This is a genomic window from Phycisphaerales bacterium (assembly GCA_020852515.1).
Taxonomy (GTDB): Bacteria; Planctomycetota; Phycisphaerae; order Phycisphaerales; family UBA5793; genus UBA5793.
The window spans coordinates 185,495-204,587 of sequence record JADZAS010000016.1 but is presented as its reverse complement, the minus strand read 5'-3'; the positions used below and the strand labels follow the sequence as shown (position 1 = coordinate 204,587).

The 19,093-nt window shown below is 64.4% G+C and carries 19 protein-coding genes; 12 read left to right on the top strand and 7 right to left on the bottom strand.

Going from position 1 to position 19,093, the window contains the following annotated elements:
* The first annotated feature begins 109 nt into the window (after window positions 1-109).
* The 8 genes from IT430_12655 (at window position 110) to phoU (ending at window position 9,212) form a co-directional block, all read left to right on the top strand.
* A complete protein-coding gene (locus IT430_12655) occupies window positions 110-1,867 on the top strand; it encodes a Na/Pi cotransporter family protein (protein MCC6908787.1) in 1,758 nt (585 codons plus the stop codon).
* A 102-nt stretch (window positions 1,868-1,969) separates the two neighbouring features.
* On the top strand, window positions 1,970-2,659 hold the full coding sequence (locus IT430_12650) for a response regulator transcription factor (GenBank protein MCC6908786.1): 690 nt from the start codon (window positions 1,970-1,972) through the stop codon (window positions 2,657-2,659).
* A gap of 4 nt (window positions 2,660-2,663) precedes the next feature.
* A complete protein-coding gene (locus tag IT430_12645; GenBank protein MCC6908785.1) occupies window positions 2,664-4,091 on the top strand; it encodes a PAS domain-containing protein in 1,428 nt (475 codons plus the stop codon).
* Window positions 4,092-4,219: 128 nt separating this feature from the next.
* Window positions 4,220-5,326 (top strand): phosphate ABC transporter substrate-binding protein PstS, encoded by a 1,107-nt coding sequence (gene pstS, locus IT430_12640; GenBank protein ID MCC6908784.1) that lies wholly within the window; start codon window positions 4,220-4,222, stop codon window positions 5,324-5,326.
* A gap of 250 nt (window positions 5,327-5,576) precedes the next feature.
* A complete protein-coding gene (pstC, locus tag IT430_12635; GenBank protein MCC6908783.1) occupies window positions 5,577-6,569 on the top strand; it encodes a phosphate ABC transporter permease subunit PstC in 993 nt (330 codons plus the stop codon).
* A 25-nt stretch (window positions 6,570-6,594) separates the two neighbouring features.
* Window positions 6,595-7,500: a phosphate ABC transporter permease PstA gene (gene pstA / locus IT430_12630; GenBank protein MCC6908782.1), complete on the top strand. Its 906-nt coding sequence runs from the start codon at window positions 6,595-6,597 to the stop codon at window positions 7,498-7,500.
* A gap of 69 nt (window positions 7,501-7,569) precedes the next feature.
* Window positions 7,570-8,478: a phosphate ABC transporter ATP-binding protein gene (gene pstB / locus IT430_12625; GenBank protein MCC6908781.1), complete on the top strand. Its 909-nt coding sequence runs from the start codon at window positions 7,570-7,572 to the stop codon at window positions 8,476-8,478.
* Window positions 8,479-8,507: 29 nt separating this feature from the next.
* Window positions 8,508-9,212 carry a phosphate signaling complex protein PhoU gene (gene phoU, locus IT430_12620; GenBank protein ID MCC6908780.1) on the top strand — a complete coding sequence of 235 codons (705 nt, stop codon included), beginning with the start codon at window positions 8,508-8,510 and terminating at the stop codon, window positions 9,210-9,212.
* An 11-nt stretch (window positions 9,213-9,223) separates the two neighbouring features.
* Here the strand turns inward: phoU and IT430_12615 are convergent, their stop codons facing one another.
* Window positions 9,224-10,249 carry a hypothetical protein gene (locus IT430_12615; GenBank protein ID MCC6908779.1) on the bottom strand — a complete coding sequence of 342 codons (1,026 nt, stop codon included), beginning with the start codon at window positions 10,247-10,249 and terminating at the stop codon, window positions 9,224-9,226.
* Between the two features lie 130 nt (window positions 10,250-10,379).
* Between IT430_12615 and trpD the strand changes: the two genes are divergently transcribed.
* A complete protein-coding gene (gene trpD / locus IT430_12610) occupies window positions 10,380-11,414 on the top strand; it encodes an anthranilate phosphoribosyltransferase (GenBank protein ID MCC6908778.1) in 1,035 nt (344 codons plus the stop codon).
* A gap of 376 nt (window positions 11,415-11,790) precedes the next feature.
* On the opposite strand, the gene IT430_12605 is transcribed toward trpD, so the two are convergent.
* The 3 genes from IT430_12605 to IT430_12595 are packed head-to-tail and all read right to left on the bottom strand — an operon-like array spanning window position 11,791 to window position 13,441.
* Window positions 11,791-12,378: an SLATT domain-containing protein gene (locus IT430_12605; GenBank protein ID MCC6908777.1), complete on the bottom strand. Its 588-nt coding sequence runs from the start codon at window positions 12,376-12,378 to the stop codon at window positions 11,791-11,793.
* Complete coding sequence (locus IT430_12600) at window positions 12,356-13,237, bottom strand: hypothetical protein (GenBank protein MCC6908776.1); 882 nt, start codon at window positions 13,235-13,237, stop codon at window positions 12,356-12,358. Before IT430_12600 ends, IT430_12605 begins: the two co-directional genes overlap by 23 nt.
* A gap of 18 nt (window positions 13,238-13,255) precedes the next feature.
* Window positions 13,256-13,441: a hypothetical protein gene (locus IT430_12595; protein MCC6908775.1), complete on the bottom strand. Its 186-nt coding sequence runs from the start codon at window positions 13,439-13,441 to the stop codon at window positions 13,256-13,258.
* An 891-nt stretch (window positions 13,442-14,332) separates the two neighbouring features.
* Here IT430_12595 and IT430_12590 point away from each other — a divergent pair.
* Entirely contained in the window at window positions 14,333-14,674 is a 342-nt protein-coding gene (locus tag IT430_12590; protein ID MCC6908774.1) for a hypothetical protein, read from the top strand.
* Between the two features lie 125 nt (window positions 14,675-14,799).
* Complete coding sequence (locus tag IT430_12585) at window positions 14,800-15,162, top strand: hypothetical protein (protein MCC6908773.1); 363 nt, start codon at window positions 14,800-14,802, stop codon at window positions 15,160-15,162.
* Here the strand turns inward: IT430_12585 and IT430_12580 are convergent.
* The 3 genes from IT430_12580 to IT430_12570 all read right to left on the bottom strand — a co-directional run bounded on the left by IT430_12580 (window position 15,117) and on the right by IT430_12570 (window position 17,506).
* Window positions 15,117-15,449, bottom strand: coding sequence for a hypothetical protein (locus IT430_12580; GenBank protein ID MCC6908772.1), 333 nt, complete (start codon window positions 15,447-15,449; stop codon window positions 15,117-15,119). The genes IT430_12585 and IT430_12580 overlap by 46 nt on opposite strands.
* Before the next feature lie 97 nt (window positions 15,450-15,546).
* A complete protein-coding gene (locus IT430_12575; GenBank protein MCC6908771.1) occupies window positions 15,547-17,187 on the bottom strand; it encodes an amidohydrolase in 1,641 nt (546 codons plus the stop codon).
* A 70-nt stretch (window positions 17,188-17,257) separates the two neighbouring features.
* Complete coding sequence (locus IT430_12570) at window positions 17,258-17,506, bottom strand: NifU family protein (protein MCC6908770.1); 249 nt, start codon at window positions 17,504-17,506, stop codon at window positions 17,258-17,260.
* A 117-nt stretch (window positions 17,507-17,623) separates the two neighbouring features.
* On the opposite strand from IT430_12570, the gene IT430_12565 reads away from it, so the two are divergent.
* Complete coding sequence (locus IT430_12565; protein ID MCC6908769.1) at window positions 17,624-19,090, top strand: hypothetical protein; 1,467 nt, start codon at window positions 17,624-17,626, stop codon at window positions 19,088-19,090.
* Window positions 19,091-19,093 lie beyond the last annotated feature (3 nt).

The following is a 19,093-nucleotide window of genomic DNA, read 5'->3' as shown; positions in this document are numbered from 1 at the left end:
GAACCGAATGCTAACGTGGCGTCGGGGCCGTGCCGGCGGGTGGACGCCGGGCGGACTTCGTGGATGGCGGCCTCTTTCACCCTTTCTGACCGATGGGAACACGTCTGGCATGTTGACCGGCACCGCCCCTGGCGACGCGATGGCGCTACTCACGCTGGCCCAGGGCGAAGTGGATGCGCTCGCTGGTCTGGTGCTGATGGTCATCGGCGGGCTCGGTCTGTTCCTGCTGGGGATGAAAAATCTCTCCGACGGAATGCAGGCCATCGCCGGCAACAGCCTGCGCAAGATGATCAGCGCTGTGACCGACAACCGCCTGCTGGCGGTGGGCACGGGTACGGCGGTGACCTGCTTCCTCCAGTCGAGTTCGATCACGACCGTGCTGGTGGTGGGCTTCGTCAACAGCGGGCTGATGCTCCTGCATCAGGCCATCGGCGTCATCATGGGCGCCAACATCGGCACGACGATCACCGGCTGGATCCTTGTGCTGCACGTGGGCAAGTACGGCCTGCCGATGCTCGGCGCGGCGGCACTGGCATTTCTGTTCACAAAGCGAGAGCGCGTCCGCTACGCGGCGATGGCGATCATGGGCCTGGGCATGGTGTTCTTCGGCCTGGAGCTCATGAAAGACGGGTTCAAGCCCGTCCGCGAGATTCCTGCGTTCGTCGATGCTTTCGCGTGGTTTGCCGCCGACTCGTACTTTGGGGTGCTCAAGTGCGCGGCGGTCGGGTGTCTGCTGACGCTCATCGTCCAGTCGTCCTCGGCGACGCTGGCCATTACCATCAGCCTCGCATCCACGGGCGTTATCCCCTTTGAAACCGCGGCGGCGCTCGTGCTCGGTGAGAACATCGGCACGACGATCACCGCGGTGCTGGCGTCGATCGGCGCCACAACCAACGCCAAACGGGCCGCGTACGCGCACGTGCTTTTCAATGTCATCGGCGTGGCGTGGATCACCACCATTTTTGCGCTCTACCTCAGGGGCGTGGATTGGTTCGTCCACAAGGATGCCGGCTATCACCCCCTGGGCCTCACGCACGAGGGCGTCGCGAGTGAAGCGGAATTCGAGCAGGTGATGACGCTGGCGATCGCCACGACGCACACCGGCTTTAACGTACTCAATACGATTCTCTTTCTGCCGTTCGTCAGGCTGTTTGCTCGCGCGCTCGAGCGGCTCGTTCCCGCCAAGGCCACCAAGGAAACGGCCCATCTCTCGTCGCTGGACGTGCGCATGCTCGAGACGCCGCTGATCGCCATTGAACAGTCGCACGCCGAGATTCTCAAGATGGCGGCCGGGGCGTCGAAGATGATGACCTGGGCGGCGCGGATCATCTTCACCAACGAGAAGGATGACCGGCGAATCGAAAAGCTCTTCCACCGCGAGGAGGTTCTCGACGCGATGGAGCACGAAGTCGTGCACTTCCTCTCGGATCTGCTCTCGGGCGGCGTGCCGCACAGCGTGATCGAAGAGAGCCGGCGCCAGCTGCGCGTTGCGGACGAAATGGAGTCGATCAGCGACACCATCGCGGTCATCGTCAAAGCCGAACTGAAGATCCGCAACGCCGGGTTCGAACTCACCGATACGCAGCGCAAAGACCTCGAAAGCCTGCACATGCTCGTCTCCGATTACTTGTTGCTGGTAATCGACGCGTTCGAGCACAACCGCGTGGATGTGATCAGCCGGGCCCATTCCGCAGGCGCCGCGGTGACCAAGCGCATCAAGGACCTGCGCAGCATTCACCTGACGAGCCTCTCGGCGACGCGCATCGAGCCGATTGTGAGCACTTCGTATCTGACCATGCTGCTCAATTACCGCCGGCTCAAGGATCACTGCCTCAACGTCGCCGAGGCAGTCGCGGGCGATAAGTGACGCCCTCGCCGGGCGCCCGGCGACACCGATTCCTGACGGCGTCCTAACCGAACCGTTGCGCACTCTCCCTAAACTTGGGCAACCGAAACATGGGAGACCGACATGTCCAAGGGGCACATCTTGGTGGTGGATGACGAGGAGGACCTCCTCGAACTTGTGGCGTACAACCTGAGGCGGGAAGGCTATGAAGTGGACTGCGTTACGACCGGCGAGACCGCCCTGCGCGCCGCCCGGTCGAAGCGCGTCGATCTGATTCTGCTCGATCTCATGCTGCCCGGCGCCGATGGGCTGGAGGTCTGCCGGGCCCTGCGGAGCGATCCGCAGACGCGCGACATCTCGATTGTGATGCTCACCGCCAAGGGCGATGAGGCAGACATCGTGGCCGGCATCGAACTCGGGGCCGACGACTACATTACCAAGCCCTTCAGCCCGCGGGTGCTGCTGGCGCGCATCAGGGCGGTGCTTCGCCGCCACAGCCAGTCGGAGCCCATCGACGACAGCGCGCTGGTCCGTGTCCACCAGTTGGAAATCGACCCGGTCCGCCACGAAGTGACCGTGGAGAAGCGGAGACTCGACCTCACGATCACCGAGTTTCGCGTGCTCTCCTGGCTGGCGCGTCATCCGGGACGCGTATTCACACGCCAGCAGATTATCGACGCCGTGCGCGGCGACGATTATCCGGTGACGGAGAGGTCCGTGGATGTGCAGATCGTGGCGCTTCGCCGCAAACTTGGCAAGTGCGGGGACTACATCGAGACGATTCGAGGGGTAGGCTATCGCTTCAAGGAGTGAAGTCGTGCCTCACCTGTTTCCCGCCCCGGCGACTCTCAATACGGCTCAGATCGGCGCCACGCTGGTCGTGACGGACGCCGGCGCCGACTCGCTGCTCGTCGCGTGCATCGCGCTGGCCGCGCTGGCGATCGTGCTCGCGGGCCTGCTGATGGCCCGCGCGCGGCGCGAGCGGCGCGACCTCGAGCGGCTGCAGTGGGGGGCGGAGCGGTTTGCCCGAGGCAAACTCGATCGACGCATCAGCACTATCGGCTCTGAAGCGGTGGCCCGGGTCGCGGAAGCAATGAACCACATGGCCTCCCAACTCGACGAGCGATTCCAGGCGGTCGTCCGGCAGCGCAACGAACTTGAAGCCGTCCTCTCGAGCATGGTCGAGGGCGTCATCGCCGTAGACGCCGAAGAGCGCGTGATGACCATGAACCGGGCGGCGTCGAAACTGCTCGGGATCGAGCCGGCCTCGGCAATCGACCGCAGCATTCAGGCCGTGGTCCGCAGTTCAGCGCTGCATCGGCTCGTTTCCGAAGCGCTCACGGCCGCCGGGCCGGTCGAGGGTGAAGTGATCGTACGAAGAGCCGAGGGAGCCGGCGAAGCCCGCGAAGCCGAACGTATCCTGCTCGTGACGGCGACCGTGCTCCACGGAGCGGCGGAAGGGCGGATCGGCGCGCTGCTCGTGCTCAACGACGTCACGCAGTTGCGCCGACTTGAAACCGTCCGTCGCGACTTCGTCGCCAACGTCTCCCATGAGATGCGCACGCCGATCACCGCAGTCAAGGGCGCGGTTGAGACGCTGCTTGATCATTCCGAGCACAGCCCCGAAGACGTGCAGAGACTGCTTGAGATCATCCGCCGCCATGCGGACCGGATGTTCGCCATCCTCGAAGACCTGCTCACGCTGGCCAGACTCGACCAGCAGGAAGGCCGCGCGGCTCTGGAGGTTGAGCCGGGTGCGGTGTCCTCACTCATCAACAGCGCCGTCGAGGCGTGCCAGATGCTGGCCGACGCGAGGCAGACGAAGATTCACACCGAGTGCGAGCCGGAGTTGCGCGTGCGCATGAACCGGCAACTGCTCGAACAGGCGCTGGTGAACCTCATCGAGAATGCCATCAAGTACAGCCCGCCGGGCAGCGAGGTGCATGTCGTGGGCGCGGCGGTGGATGGGGGCGTGGCAATCTCCGTCGTCGATCGGGGCGAGGGGATCGAGCCCCAGCACCTCTCGCGCATCTTCGAGCGCTTCTACCGCGTGGACAAGGGCCGCAGCCGGCAGGTCGGCAGCACCGGCCTGGGGTTGTCGATCGTCCGCCACATCTGCCAGGCGCACGGCGGGCGGGTCGAAGTGCAGAGCGCGCCCGGTCGGGGCAGCACTTTTCAGATGTTCCTGCCAGCCCTGGGCAACGGGCCGCAAGCCGATGAGCAGCAGCCCCTTGCACGATCGTAACGGGCGGCTCTCCATGCGGTGACGCTGGTTTATGCGAAACTATCCACGCGCTCATCGAACGCTAACACAGCGGCTTTATGCTCTGGTGCGTGACTGAAGATGCGATTCAAACACACAGGAGATTGCAGATGAACCTGATTTCACGTGGGGCCAGTGCGGTGGCGTGTGCCGCGACTCTGCTTGTGGCGGCGGGCATGCCGGCCGGTGCGGCTGGGGCGGAAGCGGCCGTCGGGTCGGAGATCCGGCTGGCCGGCTCGGGCGCGACATTCCCTGCTCCGTTCTACAAGAGGCTCGTCGCCGAGTACCAGCTGTTGCATCCAGACATCCTCATCGACTACGCGTCGATCGGCTCAGGCGGCGGCATCAAGAACATCACCGACAAGACCGTCGATTTTGCCGGCAGCGACGCCCCCATGAGCAAGAGGGAGTTGGAAGCCGCAGGGGGCGCTGACAACCTTATCGAAATCCCCTCGTGCGCCGGCGGCGTCGTACCGACTTACAACCTGCCGGGCGTCGAGGGCGACATCCGCTTTACTGGCGAACTGCTGGCCGAGATCTACATGGGCAAGGTCACCCGGTGGAACGATCGCGCCATCGCGTCGCTCAACCACGGCGTGAAACTGCCCGACACGGCGATCACGCCGGTGTGGCGGACCGACGGTTCGGGCACGACGTTCATCTTCACCAACTACCTTGCCACCCAGAGCGACGAGTTTACCTCGACCATCGGCATGGGCAAGCAGGTGAAGTGGCCTCTGGGCCAGGGCGGCAAGGGCAACGAAGGTGTGACGGCGGTCGTGCAGAAGACGCCCGGCGCGCTGGGCTACGTCGAGCAGGGCTACGCCGACAACAACGATCTCGCCTACGGCTACGTGCAGAATCGCGACGGGAACATGGTCAAGGCTTCTCCCGAGAGCGTCTCGATGGCCGGCGCCGGTGCCGTCTCGAAGATGAGCGGCGCGATCCTCGCCGCAGACATCTGGAATCAGCCCGGCAGCGACGCCTACCCCATCGCCTCGTTCACGTACCTGATCGTCTACCGGGATCTGAACAACCTGGAGAACAAGGAAGAGGCGCAGGCGCTCGTGGACTTCCTCTGGTGGGCCACGCATGACGGGCAGAAGTTCGCCGAGGAACTCGACTACGCTCCCCTTGCGAAGCCGGTGCAGAAGAAAGTCGAAGGAGCCCTGCGGATGCTCACCTACAAGGGCGAGCGCCTCAAGGTCGGCCAGTAAAGCCTGAGCCGGCGCCGACGGCGACCGTGCAACATCCCGCGGAAGCGGCAGAGTACGCGATTGCGACTCTGCCGCCTCCGCTGTATTCAAAGTCAAAGCGAAATCGGGCCGCTGAACAGTGTCACAAGCCGCTTCATCCTCGCCGATCAGTGCGCTGCGACCCGGCGCTCGCCGGCGCAAGCCACTTGAGGCCAGGCGCAGCCCGCTCAACAGCGATGCACTCATGGCCGGCCTCGCACGGATGGGCGCCGTGAGCGTCCTCTTGATGCTCGCAGCGCTGCTCGTCGTCCTGTCCATTGCGGCGTGGCCGAGCATCGAGGAGTACGGCCTGAAATTCCTCGTCACCACCGACTGGCGGCCGAACGAACTCAATGTGCCCATGAAGGGCGCCGACGGACGCGTCCTCATTGAAGACGGCGAAGTCGTGATGGAGACGATTCCGCCGAGTTTCGGCGCGCTGCCGGTGATCTATGGCACCGCGGTGAGCTCGCTGCTGGCCCTGCTGATTGCCGTGCCGCTCAGTTTCGGCGCCGCGCTGTTTCTGGTGCGTCTGTGTCCGAGGCGGCTCGTCGGCTCGATTTCCTTTCTCGTTGAGTTCCTCGCGGCCATTCCGTCGATCGCATACGGCATGTGGGGGCTTTTTGTGCTCGGGCCGGCGATGCGGAACTACATCGAGCCGGGCTTGCGAGCTGCGCTTTCGTGGATTCCCGGCGTCAACGCCTGGCTGTTTGAGAACACGGCACGCCGCGGCTCGACGGTGATCACCTCCGAAGTGCCGCTCACGGGCAGCGACATGTTTACGGGCGGCGTCGTGCTGGCGATCATGATCCTGCCGATCATCACGGCCATCAGCCGCGACGTGCTCCGGAGCGTGCCGCGAGCCCAGATCGAAGGCACGCTGGCTCTGGGCGCCACATGGTGGCAGAGTTCCTGGGAGATGCTGCGCTACAGCCGCTCGGCCTTGTTCGGCGCGGTGATGCTCGGCCTGGCGAGGGCGTCGGGCGAGACCATGGCCATCACGATGGTCATCGGCAACAACAACCAGATCAACCCATCGCTCTTCGCGCCGGCGCAAACCATGAGCAGTCTGCTGGCCAACGAATTCGCCGAGGCGAGCACCGAAATCCACCGCGCCGCTCTGTGCGAGGTCGCGCTCATCCTGCTCGTCATGTCACTGCTGTTCAACGTCGTCGCCCGCTGGCTCGTCGTTGGAAAGGGATCGAGAACCGCGGCGGCGTTTTGACCGCTCTCAGCCCGGTGGGATCATCATGCCTGCAACCGGTCGCATCAAGTACGAACGCAACGCCAGGCCGCTCTACCAGGCGTACCTGCGCGTGAGCAATCGCGTGTTTATGAGCCTGTGCGTTCTGTTTACGGTGCTCATTCTCGGCGTGCTCGCGCTCGTGACGCTCTACCTGCTCTCCAAGGGTTTCAGTCACATCAGCCTCGCCTTCTTTACCGAGGTTGAGATCGCCGAAGGCATGGAAGGATCGCCCGGCGGCATGGCGCACGCGCTGGTCGGCACCGGCATTCTCATCGCGCTGGCCAGCGGCGTCGGCATTCCGCTGGGCATGCTCGCGGGCATCTACCTCTCCGAATACAGCAGCAATTCGTGGCTGGGCGCGCCCACGCGATTCATCGCCGACGTGCTCTCGGGCGTGCCGAGCATCGTCGTGGGCATTCTCGGCTACGAACTGCTCGTGGTGCCCATCGGCAACGCCAACGGGTTCGCCGGCGCCATGGCGCTGGCGTTCATCATGGTGCCCATCGTGGCCCGCACGACCGAAGAGATGCTGCGGCTCGTGCCGGGCAGTTATCGCGAAGCGTCGATCGCGCTTGGGGCCACCAAGGCGCGAACGATCTTCAAGGTGGTGCTGCCGGCCGCGTCGGGCAGCGTCATCACGGGCATTATGCTCGCCGTGGCCCGTGTCGCCGGCGAGACGGCGCCGCTGCTCTTCACGGCGGGCGCCAGCCGCCTGATGACGCTCGATCCGAGCGAGCCGTTTCCGTCGCTCACGGTCGCGGTGTTCCAGTTCGCCACCGGCCCGTTCCGCGACCAGCAGGAGCTGGCGTGGGCGGGGATCGTCATTCTCATCGTTCTCATCTTCATCGTCAATCTCACCATCCGGCTCGCCGTGCACCGCCTGCAGGCGAAGCGCTTCGCCACGGCGTAGGATGCGTCATGGAGCAAGATGAAACAACCGCTGCTCATCCCGGAAGAACGTCGGCCGCAATCCGTTGACATGAGTCACGTCACGAGATCCCGCGCAGTTCCCGAGCCAGGCGGCGTTCAGCGCGCCGCCGGCGCGGCTGCCGAGCCGTCGAACTTGGGGCTTCTCGCAGCCATCGCCCGCGGCGAGGCGGTGCAGACGGACACGCACGAGCAGTTGCAGACCGAGAGCGAAGTCGTGGGCATCAACGCCTTTTCGCTCTTTTACGGCGCCAAGCAGGCGCTCTTCGACGTGACGATGAAGGTCCCCGAGGGAAAGGTCACGTCGCTCATCGGTCCGTCCGGCTGCGGCAAGAGTACGCTGATCCGCTCTGTGAACCGTCTCAACGACCTCATCGACAACATCCGCATCGAAGGCTCCATGTCCTATCGCGGCGTCGATATCTACGGACGCGATGTGAATGTGATCGAACTTCGCAAGCGCCTGGGCATGGTCTTCCAGAAGTCCAATCCGTTTCCCATGAGCATCTTCGAGAACGTCATCTACTCGCTGCGCATCGACGGCGAGCGCGACCGGCGCGTGCTGGCCGAAGTGTGCGAGCGCAGCCTGCGCGGCGCGGCGCTGTGGGACGAAGTGAAAGACCGGCTGCACGAGACGGCCCTTGGCCTCTCGGGCGGGCAGCAGCAGCGGCTGTGCATCGCGCGCGCCATCGCCGCCGAGCCCGAGGTGCTGCTCATGGATGAGCCGTGCTCGGCGCTCGATCCGATCGCCACGGGCAAGGTCGAAGACCTCATTCACGAACTCAAAGGCGAGTACACGGTCCTCATCGTGACGCACAACATGCAGCAGGCCGCCCGCGTGAGCGACTACACCGCCTTCATGTATCTCGGCCACGTGATCGAGTATGGGCCGACCGTCGATATCTTTACGAACCCGCATGTGCCCGAGACGTCCGACTACGTGACGGGCCGCTTTGGCTGAGCCGCCCCCGCCGGGCGAGAGGTCATCTTATGTCGCAGCACTTTGTTCATGAGATCGAACGCCTCAAGAAGCGCCTGCTGGCCCTCGGGGCGCTCGTCGAAGAGAGCGTCCACCGGGCCGTGTTGTCGGTGCAGAACCGCGACTCGCGCCTCGCCACGCAGGTCATCAAGTCCGACGCCGAGATCGACCGGGCCGAGGTCGAACTCGAAGAAGAATGCCTCAAGGTGCTCGCGCTGCATCAGCCCGTGGCCCATGATCTGCGCTTCGTCGTAGCGGTGCTCAAAATCAACAACGACCTCGAGCGCATCGGCGACCTCGCCACGAACATCGCCAGCCGGGCGTTTTATCTTTCGAACCAGCCGCCCACGAAGATGCCCTTTGACTTCTTCGCCATGTCCGGCAAGGTCGAGTGGATGCTCAAGACCACGCTCGACGCCATGGTGAAAGAAGACAAGTCTCTGGCCTACCAGGTGCTCGCCGCCGACGACGAAGTCGATGCCATCAACCGCGAGATGTACACCCGCGTCGAGTCGGGCATACGGCAGTCGCCCGATGAACTCGAGCGCCTCATTCACATGCTCGGCGTGTCGCGAGCGCTTGAGCGCATCGCCGATCACACCACCAACGTCGCCGAGGACATCATCTACATGCAGGAAGGCCAGATCGTGCGGCACCAGACGATCCAGCCCGGCGCGTCGGGCCCGCGCGTGTCCGCCGGCCAGAAAGCCGGCTGAGGCGTCGACCTTCACCGCTCGATGCGCGACGTGACGAGCAGTTCCACCGTGCGGTCGTAGAGCATCTTGCCGGCGAACGTCCAGGTCACGACGTTGTTCGTCTTGCTGTCGCCGTTGTGCGAGACGATCGTGCCGGGCATCTGCACTGAAACTTCGAACCGCTCGTCCCCGAGGTCTTCGGTGATCTCGAACGCCTTCTTGTGGAACGCGAAGCGCTGACGGAACGCGCCGGTGTCGCGCACGTAGGGGCTGCCGCTCAGCGCCGAGATGATCGTGTCCGTCGTCACCTTATCGAACTCCTCGGCCAGTTGCTCCATGAGTTGCGAGTTGTCCTGCTTGTCGGCGTTCTGGAGAATCACCGCCATGCGGTCGTAGTTCGCGCCCTTGCGCAACTCCTCGAGGGCGTCGTGCACATCGAGCCACGTGTCCTGTGGCGTGTTCGGGTTGGTCTCAAGAAACGCCTCGCGCGCGAAGATCTCGATCTTGCCGATGGCCACCTTCACGAGCACTTCTGATACGCCCTTGAAATCGACCAGGCCGATCTCCTCGCCCGCCTGCTGCTTGGCGGCGAAACTGCTCGCCTGTTCGCCGGCCGCATCCTGCAGAAAGCCGACCTGCGCGTAAGCGCGCGGCTCGTAGGTGCGGTGAAAGTGGTAGTACCACCCGTCGGGCCGCTCCTCCATCGTGACCTGCGTCGGAAACTGCAGATACGCCTTGGCCATCTGGTCGCTGACATCGGCGAAGTTGGATGGCAGATCGAACCCGGCCGGGTAGCGCGCCACCGCCGCGAGCCGATGCACCGTTTCGCCGTCAGGCGTCTGCCGTTTGGAGCGCTCGACGAGCCACTGGCCGCCGTTGCGAGGCAGTCGGTCGCCCTCGTTGAGATCAGTCTCATCCTCTCCCTCGACGATCAGCCGGATCTCGCTCGAACCGTCTGCGTTGACGATGATGCGCTCCTTGCGCTCGAGGCAGCCGCCTGCCAGCACAAGCACACAGGACGCGAAGCAAAGCGCGATCATTCGAATTCGCTGCTGCATGGCATTTCTCCGGGTGCACTGCACAACATCGGCCGCTGGGCGGGTGTCAGATCATACGAACCGCGGCGCCGACCTGTTGCATCACCCTCCGCCCGTGCTCCTCGGGTCGCACACCTAGAATGGCCGGATCATGTCCGCCGCACCCGCCGCCGATCTTGAGCCGCTCATTGCCCTTGCGCAAAGCCGCCCTTCGCTGAGCGAAGACGAGGCGCATCAGGCGTTTTCGCTCATCATGACCGGCCGGGCCCAGACGGAGCGGATCGCCCAGCTCCTCACCGTGCTCGCGCAGCGCGGCCCGGGCGTGGATGAACTCGTCGGCGCGGCACGCGTCATGCGCGAGCACGTGACCCGCGTGCCCGTGCCCGACGATCTCCGCGATCGGCTCATCGACACCTGCGGCACCGGCGGCGCGCCCAAGACTTTCAACGTCTCCACCGCCGCGGCCGTCGTCGCCGCCGGCGCCGGCGCCGTCGTCGCCAAACACGGCAACCGCTCGCGCACCGGCCGCGGCTCGGCCGAAGTCCTCGAGCATCTCGGCGTCAACGTCAATGCTCCGCCCGACGTCCAGGCCCGCTGCCTGCAGACGGCCGGGCTGAGCTTTTCGTTTGCGATCCATCACCACCCCGCCACGCGCCACGCCATGCCCGCCCGCCGCTCGCTGGGCTTTCCCACCATCTTCAATCTCCTCGGCCCGCTGACCAACCCAGCCGGCGCCCGGCGTCAGGTCATCGGCGTCTACGCGCCGCAGTTTGTCGATCTGCTCGCGCAGGCGCTCACGCGGCTGGGCGCCCATCGCGCGATGATCGTGCACGGCTGCGGCGGGCTCGACGAACTCTCCACCGCCGGCCCCAATCAACTCGCCGACTGTCGGGCCGGCGCTGTTCACGCCGGCAGGTGCGACCCGGCGTCGCTGGGCATGGCGCCCAGCGATGCTCCGCCCCCAGCCGCCGACGTGGCCGACGCAGCCCGGATCATCACAGAAGTTCTCTCAGGCCGGCCGGGGCCGCACGCGGAAATGGCCGTGCTCAACGCAGCGGCGGCGCTGGTCGTGGCTGACCTCGCGCCCGAGTTTGCAGTGGGCGTTGCCATGTCGCGCGACTCGATCGCCAGCGGCAAGGCAAATGCCGCGCTGCAATCGCTCATCGACGTGTCGCACTCCGCCTGATCGCCGCTCGGCGCGTGCAGTGCTGTACACCGCAACGTTTTCCACGAAGGACACAAAGAACACGAAGCGCGCACGAAGGAATCCAACGAGCTGTGCTTTGATGGTGCGGGTGCCGTAGTCAAGCGAGGCTTCCAGCCTCCCGCCGAACGAAGTCGTCGCAATCGTGTCAAAGGCGTTGATGCTCACAAAGGGCTGCTGGAGCACGGAGTTGAGCGACGCCTGCTGGTTGTTGTTCACCAGCACGCGCGGCACATTGAGCGATCGGCCATCGTTGACCGTCTCGAGGGCGCGCACGACCACGCTGAAGTCACCCGGGCTGAGCACCAGCGCGCTGCTGCCGCGCGCGATGCCGACGCGAGCAACTGCTGCCGGTTTGCTAGCCTTTGGCCTTTCTCAGGCACTGAGGAAGAAACTTATCGATCTCGCCGTCGTCAAACGTGAGTTCGTCAAGTTCTTGAAGCGCGGTTTGCGCAGCTTTATACGCCTTGCACATCGTGCTCGGTGCGCCTGAATACACTGAGTGCAATTGAGCCAGGAGATCATCGCGTCGCGTACGACAAACATCGAGACCCGCGGCCTGCCCACGAATATCGGTCAGCAGCGACAAGTACCCTTCACGAACGAGCCACAAATCAGCCGCTGCCTGTCGATGTCTTTGAGCTATCTCACCTAGATCGTAATCCTTGGTATACGCGTTCAAGACGAGCAGCGACGTGGTGATAATGGCACCAATGATCGCGGTTGGCCGCCCCTCCCCAAATAGAATAACAAGGAAGCCTCCAGCAGCTAGCGCCGAGAGTACAATTTGCGCCAGTTTGATCTTACCGAGCCGATCGAGCAGAATGTCGGCACACTTCTCGTGCGTCTTATGTGAGTAAACCACTCGCCCGAAACACTCTCGAATCTGATCCTCAAGCGCGCCTCGGGCGCTCTCGATGGGCTCAGGAGGGGAAGGATGATCCAAAGATTTCTCTCCACTTCTGCTTCGCTGACCACTCCCGTTTGGGATCGGCCTGCTCGTGCGCTATTGCTTCCAGCGCGATATTGTAGCAACGCTTGGCCTTGTATTGAAACAGCCCCTTCCCGTAGACATACGCACCGCTGCCCGGCGCTCGCCACCACTCTTGCGCCTCGCTTTGATTAGCCATCCAGTGAAAGAAGTCCCTGCACATGAAGTCATAGTACAGGTACGACTTGTCTCGGTGCTCGTAGTTCTCAATGAACTGATATGCAAGCGTATCGATCAGCAATCCACCGATCGGAACGCCCCAGCAGCCCTTCCATGCGCGCATCATCTTGCATAGAGGTACGAGATTAGAGTTACAGGCAGCATTCCGCAGTCGAATTGCCTCGATCTCCCGCCGTGGATCTGTGGTCTCCCAACTTCCGCCGCCGTTCGCGTTCGGGTAGGTGAAGCTGCTGTTCTTGTTCTCGAACGCAGGCACAACTTCAAACGTGATTCCATCTGTAAACGGTACAAGGATGACTTGCCCGTCAGCCCTGATGCTGGTCGTCGAATAGGTCTTTTCGATCGACGCCTTTACCGCCTGCAGAAGGGCGGACTGGCCGTTGCCGCTATGATTATTATATTGCTCGTATACTGCATAAGGCAGCTGCATGAGCATGTCAAGGTCGCTAAAGCCTCGAATGGCTGTGTTCCGGCCGTAGGAGCCGACATACAAACTGTGCGAGGTATCGGAGGTCGTCGCCCAATAATCCGTATTCAGGCGTCGCGTGATTGCCTTATACCGATCCGAGATGGTGTCGGCTCGCGTCACTTGCAGTTCACTATTGAAAGATCGAAACCAGTCGGTAACGCTCATCGCGATTCCTTACTTGCCTCACATCTTCTGCACCCACTCCTCATCGAGAATCTCTTGAACAGTGAGGAGTTTGATGATTCTACCCGTTCGTTTGTGGAACGCAGTCGCTTCGCGGTCGGCGTCGGCTGAGCAGGAGGACTCAGCCTCCTCAGCGGCCGCCTTGCCGCGCGAAGCCGATTTCGGGCCGCTTTTCCGTTTGGCCATCGTGGCGCAGTCTATTGTCAGGAGCCTGTTTGGTCAAGGTGGCTTGTGGGCGGGTCCGGCCCGGGGTGAGGGGTCAGTGGGCCGACCAGTGGGCGCGATCGGGGCTGGTGTATGTGATTTCGTGGTGGGCTCGCGGAGCCGTCCGATCACGACTGGATGAGGCCCGGACGTTGGCGAGGCGCCCTGGGTCCGGGAAGTGCGCTGCGATCTTCAAGCGGAAGATTTCGATGGATCCTTGGAACCTTCGCGGGACACCTTCGAGGGCCCGCTTGCATAGATGGAGGAGGGAAAAAGCCAAGCGGAAGATCCGCTTGCATGCGCAGTGCGTTCTCTTCTTCAAGCGGAAGTTCCATTAACGTATAACTGGGTCCGCCGTGCGCAAATGGAGCCTCCAACGAGTCAAATGAACGCTCCAAAGAACTCTTTGAACGCCTCTCTGGAACAACGCGCCGGCCGGCGGCAATGGTCCATCGCCATTATGCCGCCGCAATCGCCGACTCACGCCCGTGAACGGTCGATGGCCGGCGCTGCGGGAACAGCGCGCCATCAGGTCCGCAGACCTCGCAAAGCGACCCGATTGACGTCCGAAAACGCCTGCGCGTTGGCAGCGCGGTTCGATTCCAACTTCCTCCGGTCTGCACCCGCGCGGCGCGGCGCGATTCCAAGGCGGCGCTCATCCTGCTCTCTCGCTGTGTCCGGGTTCTTTGCAGCAGCCGAAGTACAACGTGAGCCGGTTGATTGAGGGGGATGTGCGGGTGAGGGCGGAAGAGGTGCGGATGCTGCGGGCGGGGTAGTCGCTTGTTGCCGTCGCTTGACCGGAGCGGATTCGGTTGCACGCTACCTCCCGGGCGGGCGACGAAACGCGGAGTGAGGTGTAGCATTGGATCACGCTTGCGCCTGTGCCTGGCGGCAGAGGGCAAGCGCGAAATCTCTTTTCTGGAGTCTGAAATGAAGCGTTGGATCGGCAGGTTAATGCTGCTCGTCGGTTCTCCATTGGCGGCGTACGGGTTGCTCGCCATCGGCGCGGAGTGGCGTGAGTCCCTTTGGGGGCGGCTGATTCAGGTCGCAGGCGGCTTCGTCGCTCTGGTGTGGCTGGTTGCCTCCTTTCTGATCGTGGGAGCGATTTTCTCCGGCGGAAGCGGCTACCGGGCTGCGAACGTGACTGCCCCGCCTCCCGTTGCAGACACCGCGATCCGGCGCACGAACAAGCCGCCTGAAGAGACGGAAGCCTGAGTCTCCCGGGCGACAATCGCAAACCCGCCGGGCAATAATTCGAGCAAAAGCCTCATAAAGCGATCGGGCGGGCGCGTCGATGACGATATAGACTGGGAGTTTCCGCCCGCCTAAGGAGTTGAACCATGACGTTCGACCTGGCGCGTGTAGCGAGGAATCGGCTTGCCGAGGCGCGAGTCGATTCCGCGCTCACGCTCGATGCGATCCTCGAAGCGCTGAGCGATTTTCCGCCGCCGGGCGCGGGAACTCTCGCGAGCGAGCGCGAAATGGCTCACCTGCGCGGAGCCGTGCAGCGCGGTTTGTCTCAACTGCTTTACGTCGAGCATCGGCGCAACCTGGCCGACGCCCAACGCGGTGGCGAGCAGCCGGACCGGTGCCGCAGACTGGCGGAAGTGCAGGGGATGCTGATCGACCTCTTGAATACGGTGACCCACGGTGGAGGTCAGCCACCACCGCCCGAGCAGGACTCCGGGGAGGCCGATGGTTGATGCGACCCGTCGGTCACTCCGGGAGTCTTGCCGGCGTAGAGCGATGCGGCGGCCCAGCGGTAGCCATCTGGTCCGCTGCCGATGAGCCACTCGAAGTCGGCGTCCGTGATAGCGCAGACCGTCAGCGATCGGTGCAGCGTGTCGCCGTCGCCTCGCTCATGGAGGCGTATGGCGCCCAGGCCCCGCGATTTGAGCAGTTCGCGCAGATGTGGCGCGTCGCGCGCTTCGATGAGCGTGACAAGCTCGGCCCCCGGCATTTCCTCGTGGAGCGAAATCGACGGCATCATGGCCCCTGTGTCGGACAAACCGACGATTTGAGACTCTACACCCCATCCGCAGCGAACGGGGATAAGCAAAATGCTTAGGAGCGAACTGCGAAGTCTTTCATTCCCCCGCCTCATACCTCATCACCCCATCCACATACACCGCGACGGGATGAATCTCGCTCCACTTCGGCTCGGCGTCGAAGGGGGAGGCGCTCAGGATGACAAAGTCGGCGCGGTAGCCGGGGGCGATGCGGCCGAGGCGGTCGTCTTCGAACATGGCGTACGCGGCCCGCGTCGTGTAGCAGCGCAGGGCTTCGCCCACGGTGAGATTCTCCTGCGGCTGCCAGATTTCGCCCGCCAGGGTGCGGCCCGTGACCGCCGCTTCGACGCCGAGCATCGGGTTGATCGACACCACCGGCCAGTCGGAGCCGAACGCGAGCACGGCGCCGGCGTCGAGCAGCGACTTGTAGGCGTAACTGGATCGCGCGCGATAGGGGCCGATGATGGCTTCGGCGTAGCGGCCGTCGTCGGCCTTGTGATAAGGTTGCATTGAAGCGATCACGCCGAGATCGCCGAAGCGCTGGATGTCATCGGGCAGCAGGTGCTGCGCGTGTTCGCTGCGGCAGCGGGCGGCGCGGAGATGGTCGAAGTGCGCCGCATACGTGCTGAGCAGGAAGCGATTCGCCTGGTCGCCGATGGCGTGCACGATGGGCTGAAGGCCCGCGCGCTGCGCCGCGGCAAGGTTGGCGTCGAAGCGGCCGTCCTCTACGCCCTCGCGAAACAGGCCGCGCCACTGCGGCTGATCGGGCCGGTTGCCCAGGTAGGGATCGCGCATCATCGCCGTGCGCGAGCCGAGGCTGCCGTCGAGGTACGTCTTGAGACCATTGACTTCGATCCAGTCTTCGCGACCCTGAAAAGACTTGATGATCTCGGCGGCATCGGCCCAGTCGTCGGCGGTCGCGTAAACGAACAGCCGCATGGGCAGGTTCTCATCCGCGGCCAGAAGTTCATACGCGGGCAGGTCGCCGATGGAGGCAACGTCTGAGACGCTGGTGATGCCGTGCGCCAGGGCGTGGTGCATGGCGGCGCGGAGGGCATCGACTTTGTCATCAACGGTCGGCTCGGGGATGAAGCGCGACACGAGGCGCATCGCCGACTCGCGGAGGATGCCGGTTGGCTCGCGCGTCTGCGGGTCGCGATCGATCACGCCGCCTTCGGGGTCGTCGGGGCCGTCGCGCGTGATGCCGGCCAGTTCCAGCGCGGCGGAGTTGACCAGCGCCGAGTGACCATCCATGCGCGGCAGGTAGAGGGGATGTCCGGCGGTGACTTCGTCGATCCACTCCTTGCGCGGCGCTTCCGGGCTCGTCCAGCTCTCCACCGACCACCGGCCGCCAAGGATCCACTTACCGGGGCGCAACTGGTCCGACCACCGGGCGATGCGTGCGATAAATTCGTCCTTGTCGGCCGCGTCGCGCAGTTGGAGTTGGGCCAGGCCCGTGCCGCCGCCGAGCATGTGTACGTGCGAGTCGATGAGCCCGGGCAGCACGAGGCGCTGCCGGGCGTCGAGGACCACCGTCTGCGGGCCGATCCACTCGGGGGCCGCATCGCCGACGTAGACGAATTCGCCGTCGCGCACGGCGGCGAAAGCCGCGAAGCCGGGCAGGCCGTCGCTCCAGATCCGCGCGTTCTGGATGACGACGTCGGCGGGGGGAACGGGCTGGAGCGTGAACAAGGCGGCGGCGGCAATGGTGGTGAGCATGCCCATACCTTCGCCGCAACCGGCCGCAAGTCAATTCGTGCGTGGGCGGCGGCGTCCGTGAAGGGGTTGCTCAGGCGACGGACTCGACGCTCTTGATCACGGGCAGGCGCTGCTTGAGATTGCGCTCGATGCCCGACTGGAGCGTGAGCGTGCTCGACGGACAGCCGAAGCAGGCGCCGTGGAAGCGGATGCGCACGACGCCCTGCTCGGTGACTTCGACGAGTTCCACATCTCCGCCGTCGGCCTGCATCGCCGGGCGGATGAGCTGGATCACGCGCTCCACCTGTTCGAAGAGGGAAGGTTCGGCAGTCTGCGCCATCGTGCAACCGTGTCAGGAAAGTGAAGTCAGGCGGCTCCTCGCGGCCGCAGTCAATGGTAAACGAGTGCGGCCCGCGGTTCCAGAGAGGCTCGCGGCAGGCGGCTCCTAGAATCAGCGATGAACTCCAGCCGACACCTGAAAGGACGCTGTCGCGCGCTTTTGCTGCTGCTGTACGGTGGCGTTGCGGCGGCGCTGGTGAGTTGCGCCGAACCGCGCGAATTCGACGATCCGGTCGCCGCGATGGTCGATCCTCGCCTCACGGCGCGCGAGCGCGACGCGGCGATGGAGCAGGCCCGCGCCGTGTCGCCCGACGATCCCCGCCGCGTCGAACAACTCAAAGAGATCATCAGCGGCCCGTCGTATTCCGTTGCGTACCGCGCCTCCGCCTGGCAGCAACTCGAAGAGCACGACCCGGCCGAAGCCAAGGCCGTCATCGAATACCGCATGCCCACGCACCCGACGTGGGGCTTTGTCGAGTGGGCCTGCGAACTCATCGCCGATCGCGGCTGGGTGGACATGACGCCTTCGCTCGTGCGATCGCTCTATCGGCCATGCGCGCTCTACGACGACGAGACGCGGCCCGAGCGGCTGGCGCTGCAGGCGCTGCACCCGGGCCACGACATCCGTGAGATCGTTTTCGACGTGGTGGCGACCGAGCCGGAGAACGTCGTTCACGCGCAGTGGCGCCTTGCGGCGTGGGAACTGCTCAATCGCCTCGGTGAGCCGGATGTGTGGCAGGACCGGCTCGCGTCGCTGCAGACGGAAGACGCCTTCCTCAGCGACCTGAGGCGCGGCTACGTCGAGCTGGGCGTCATCGCACGCACGCGCGAAGAGGTGCTCTGGCTGCAGGATCTGAGCCGGCCGGAACACGAAGCCTGGTGGGCCAGGTGCCGCGACATTGTCGCCGGGCTGCCGAGCGAAAATCGGCGCGGCTTGCGGCTGCGCCACTTGGCGGTTCTCCAGCGCATCGCTGAGCATCACCCGCAGTGGCTCGCGCTTTCGCCGGCGGCGCTGCTGGCGGACCTCGACTCTCGCTGGGCGGGGCGTGGGCACGTTCATCCCGAGGCGGTCATGTCGGGGCGGTCGTTGAACGACGGGCCCCAGAGCCTGAGCGAGTGGGGGCCGAAACTGACGTGGGCCGATCTGCTGTGCGTGCGCCTGGCCGACGCCATGGTCTTCGACCCGGCGATGGCCAGTGAACTGTTCCCGCAGGCGCAGCGCGACCGCGAGGACACGAGCACCGAGTTTGGCGGGCTGGTGGATTACGTTGACGGCCGGCCGCGGCCGATTCTCTATCCGCCGCTCCAGCGGGCTCACGACAAGAAGTTCTACGCGCCGGGCACGATGGTGCAGGCCGGGCACTTCGCGCCGTTTCACTATCACTTCCACGTGCAGGAAGTGAGCAACGCCGACTACGCCGGTCCGGGCGGCGGCGATCGCGAGTACGCGGCGGCGATGGCCATCAACGGGCTGGTCTTCACGAGCGTGCGCGAAGGGCAACTCAACGCCGACTTCTACACAGAAGGCGACGTGGTGATCGACCTGGGGACGATTACGCGCCAGGGCAACTCAGCGGCGAACTGAGTG

Coding starts and splice junctions, on each gene's coding strand:
- IT430_12655 (MCC6908787.1), top strand. CDS start 110: ATGTTGACCGGCACCGCCCCTGGCGACGCGATGGCGCTACTCACGCTG.
- IT430_12650 (MCC6908786.1), top strand. CDS start 1,970: ATGTCCAAGGGGCACATCTTGGTGGTGGATGACGAGGAGGACCTCCTC.
- pstS (MCC6908784.1), top strand. CDS start 4,220: ATGAACCTGATTTCACGTGGGGCCAGTGCGGTGGCGTGTGCCGCGACT.
- pstA (MCC6908782.1), top strand. CDS start 6,595: ATGCCTGCAACCGGTCGCATCAAGTACGAACGCAACGCCAGGCCGCTC.
- pstB (MCC6908781.1), top strand. CDS start 7,570: ATGAGTCACGTCACGAGATCCCGCGCAGTTCCCGAGCCAGGCGGCGTT.
- phoU (MCC6908780.1), top strand. CDS start 8,508: ATGTCGCAGCACTTTGTTCATGAGATCGAACGCCTCAAGAAGCGCCTG.
- IT430_12615 (MCC6908779.1), bottom strand. CDS start 10,249: ATGCAGCAGCGAATTCGAATGATCGCGCTTTGCTTCGCGTCCTGTGTG.
- trpD (MCC6908778.1), top strand. CDS start 10,380: ATGTCCGCCGCACCCGCCGCCGATCTTGAGCCGCTCATTGCCCTTGCG.
- IT430_12600 (MCC6908776.1), bottom strand. CDS start 13,237: ATGAGCGTTACCGACTGGTTTCGATCTTTCAATAGTGAACTGCAAGTG.
- IT430_12595 (MCC6908775.1), bottom strand. CDS start 13,441: ATGGCCAAACGGAAAAGCGGCCCGAAATCGGCTTCGCGCGGCAAGGCG.
- IT430_12585 (MCC6908773.1), top strand. CDS start 14,800: ATGACGTTCGACCTGGCGCGTGTAGCGAGGAATCGGCTTGCCGAGGCG.
- IT430_12580 (MCC6908772.1), bottom strand. CDS start 15,449: ATGATGCCGTCGATTTCGCTCCACGAGGAAATGCCGGGGGCCGAGCTT.
- IT430_12575 (MCC6908771.1), bottom strand. CDS start 17,187: ATGCTCACCACCATTGCCGCCGCCGCCTTGTTCACGCTCCAGCCCGTT.
- IT430_12570 (MCC6908770.1), bottom strand. CDS start 17,506: ATGGCGCAGACTGCCGAACCTTCCCTCTTCGAACAGGTGGAGCGCGTG.
- IT430_12565 (MCC6908769.1), top strand. CDS start 17,624: ATGAACTCCAGCCGACACCTGAAAGGACGCTGTCGCGCGCTTTTGCTG.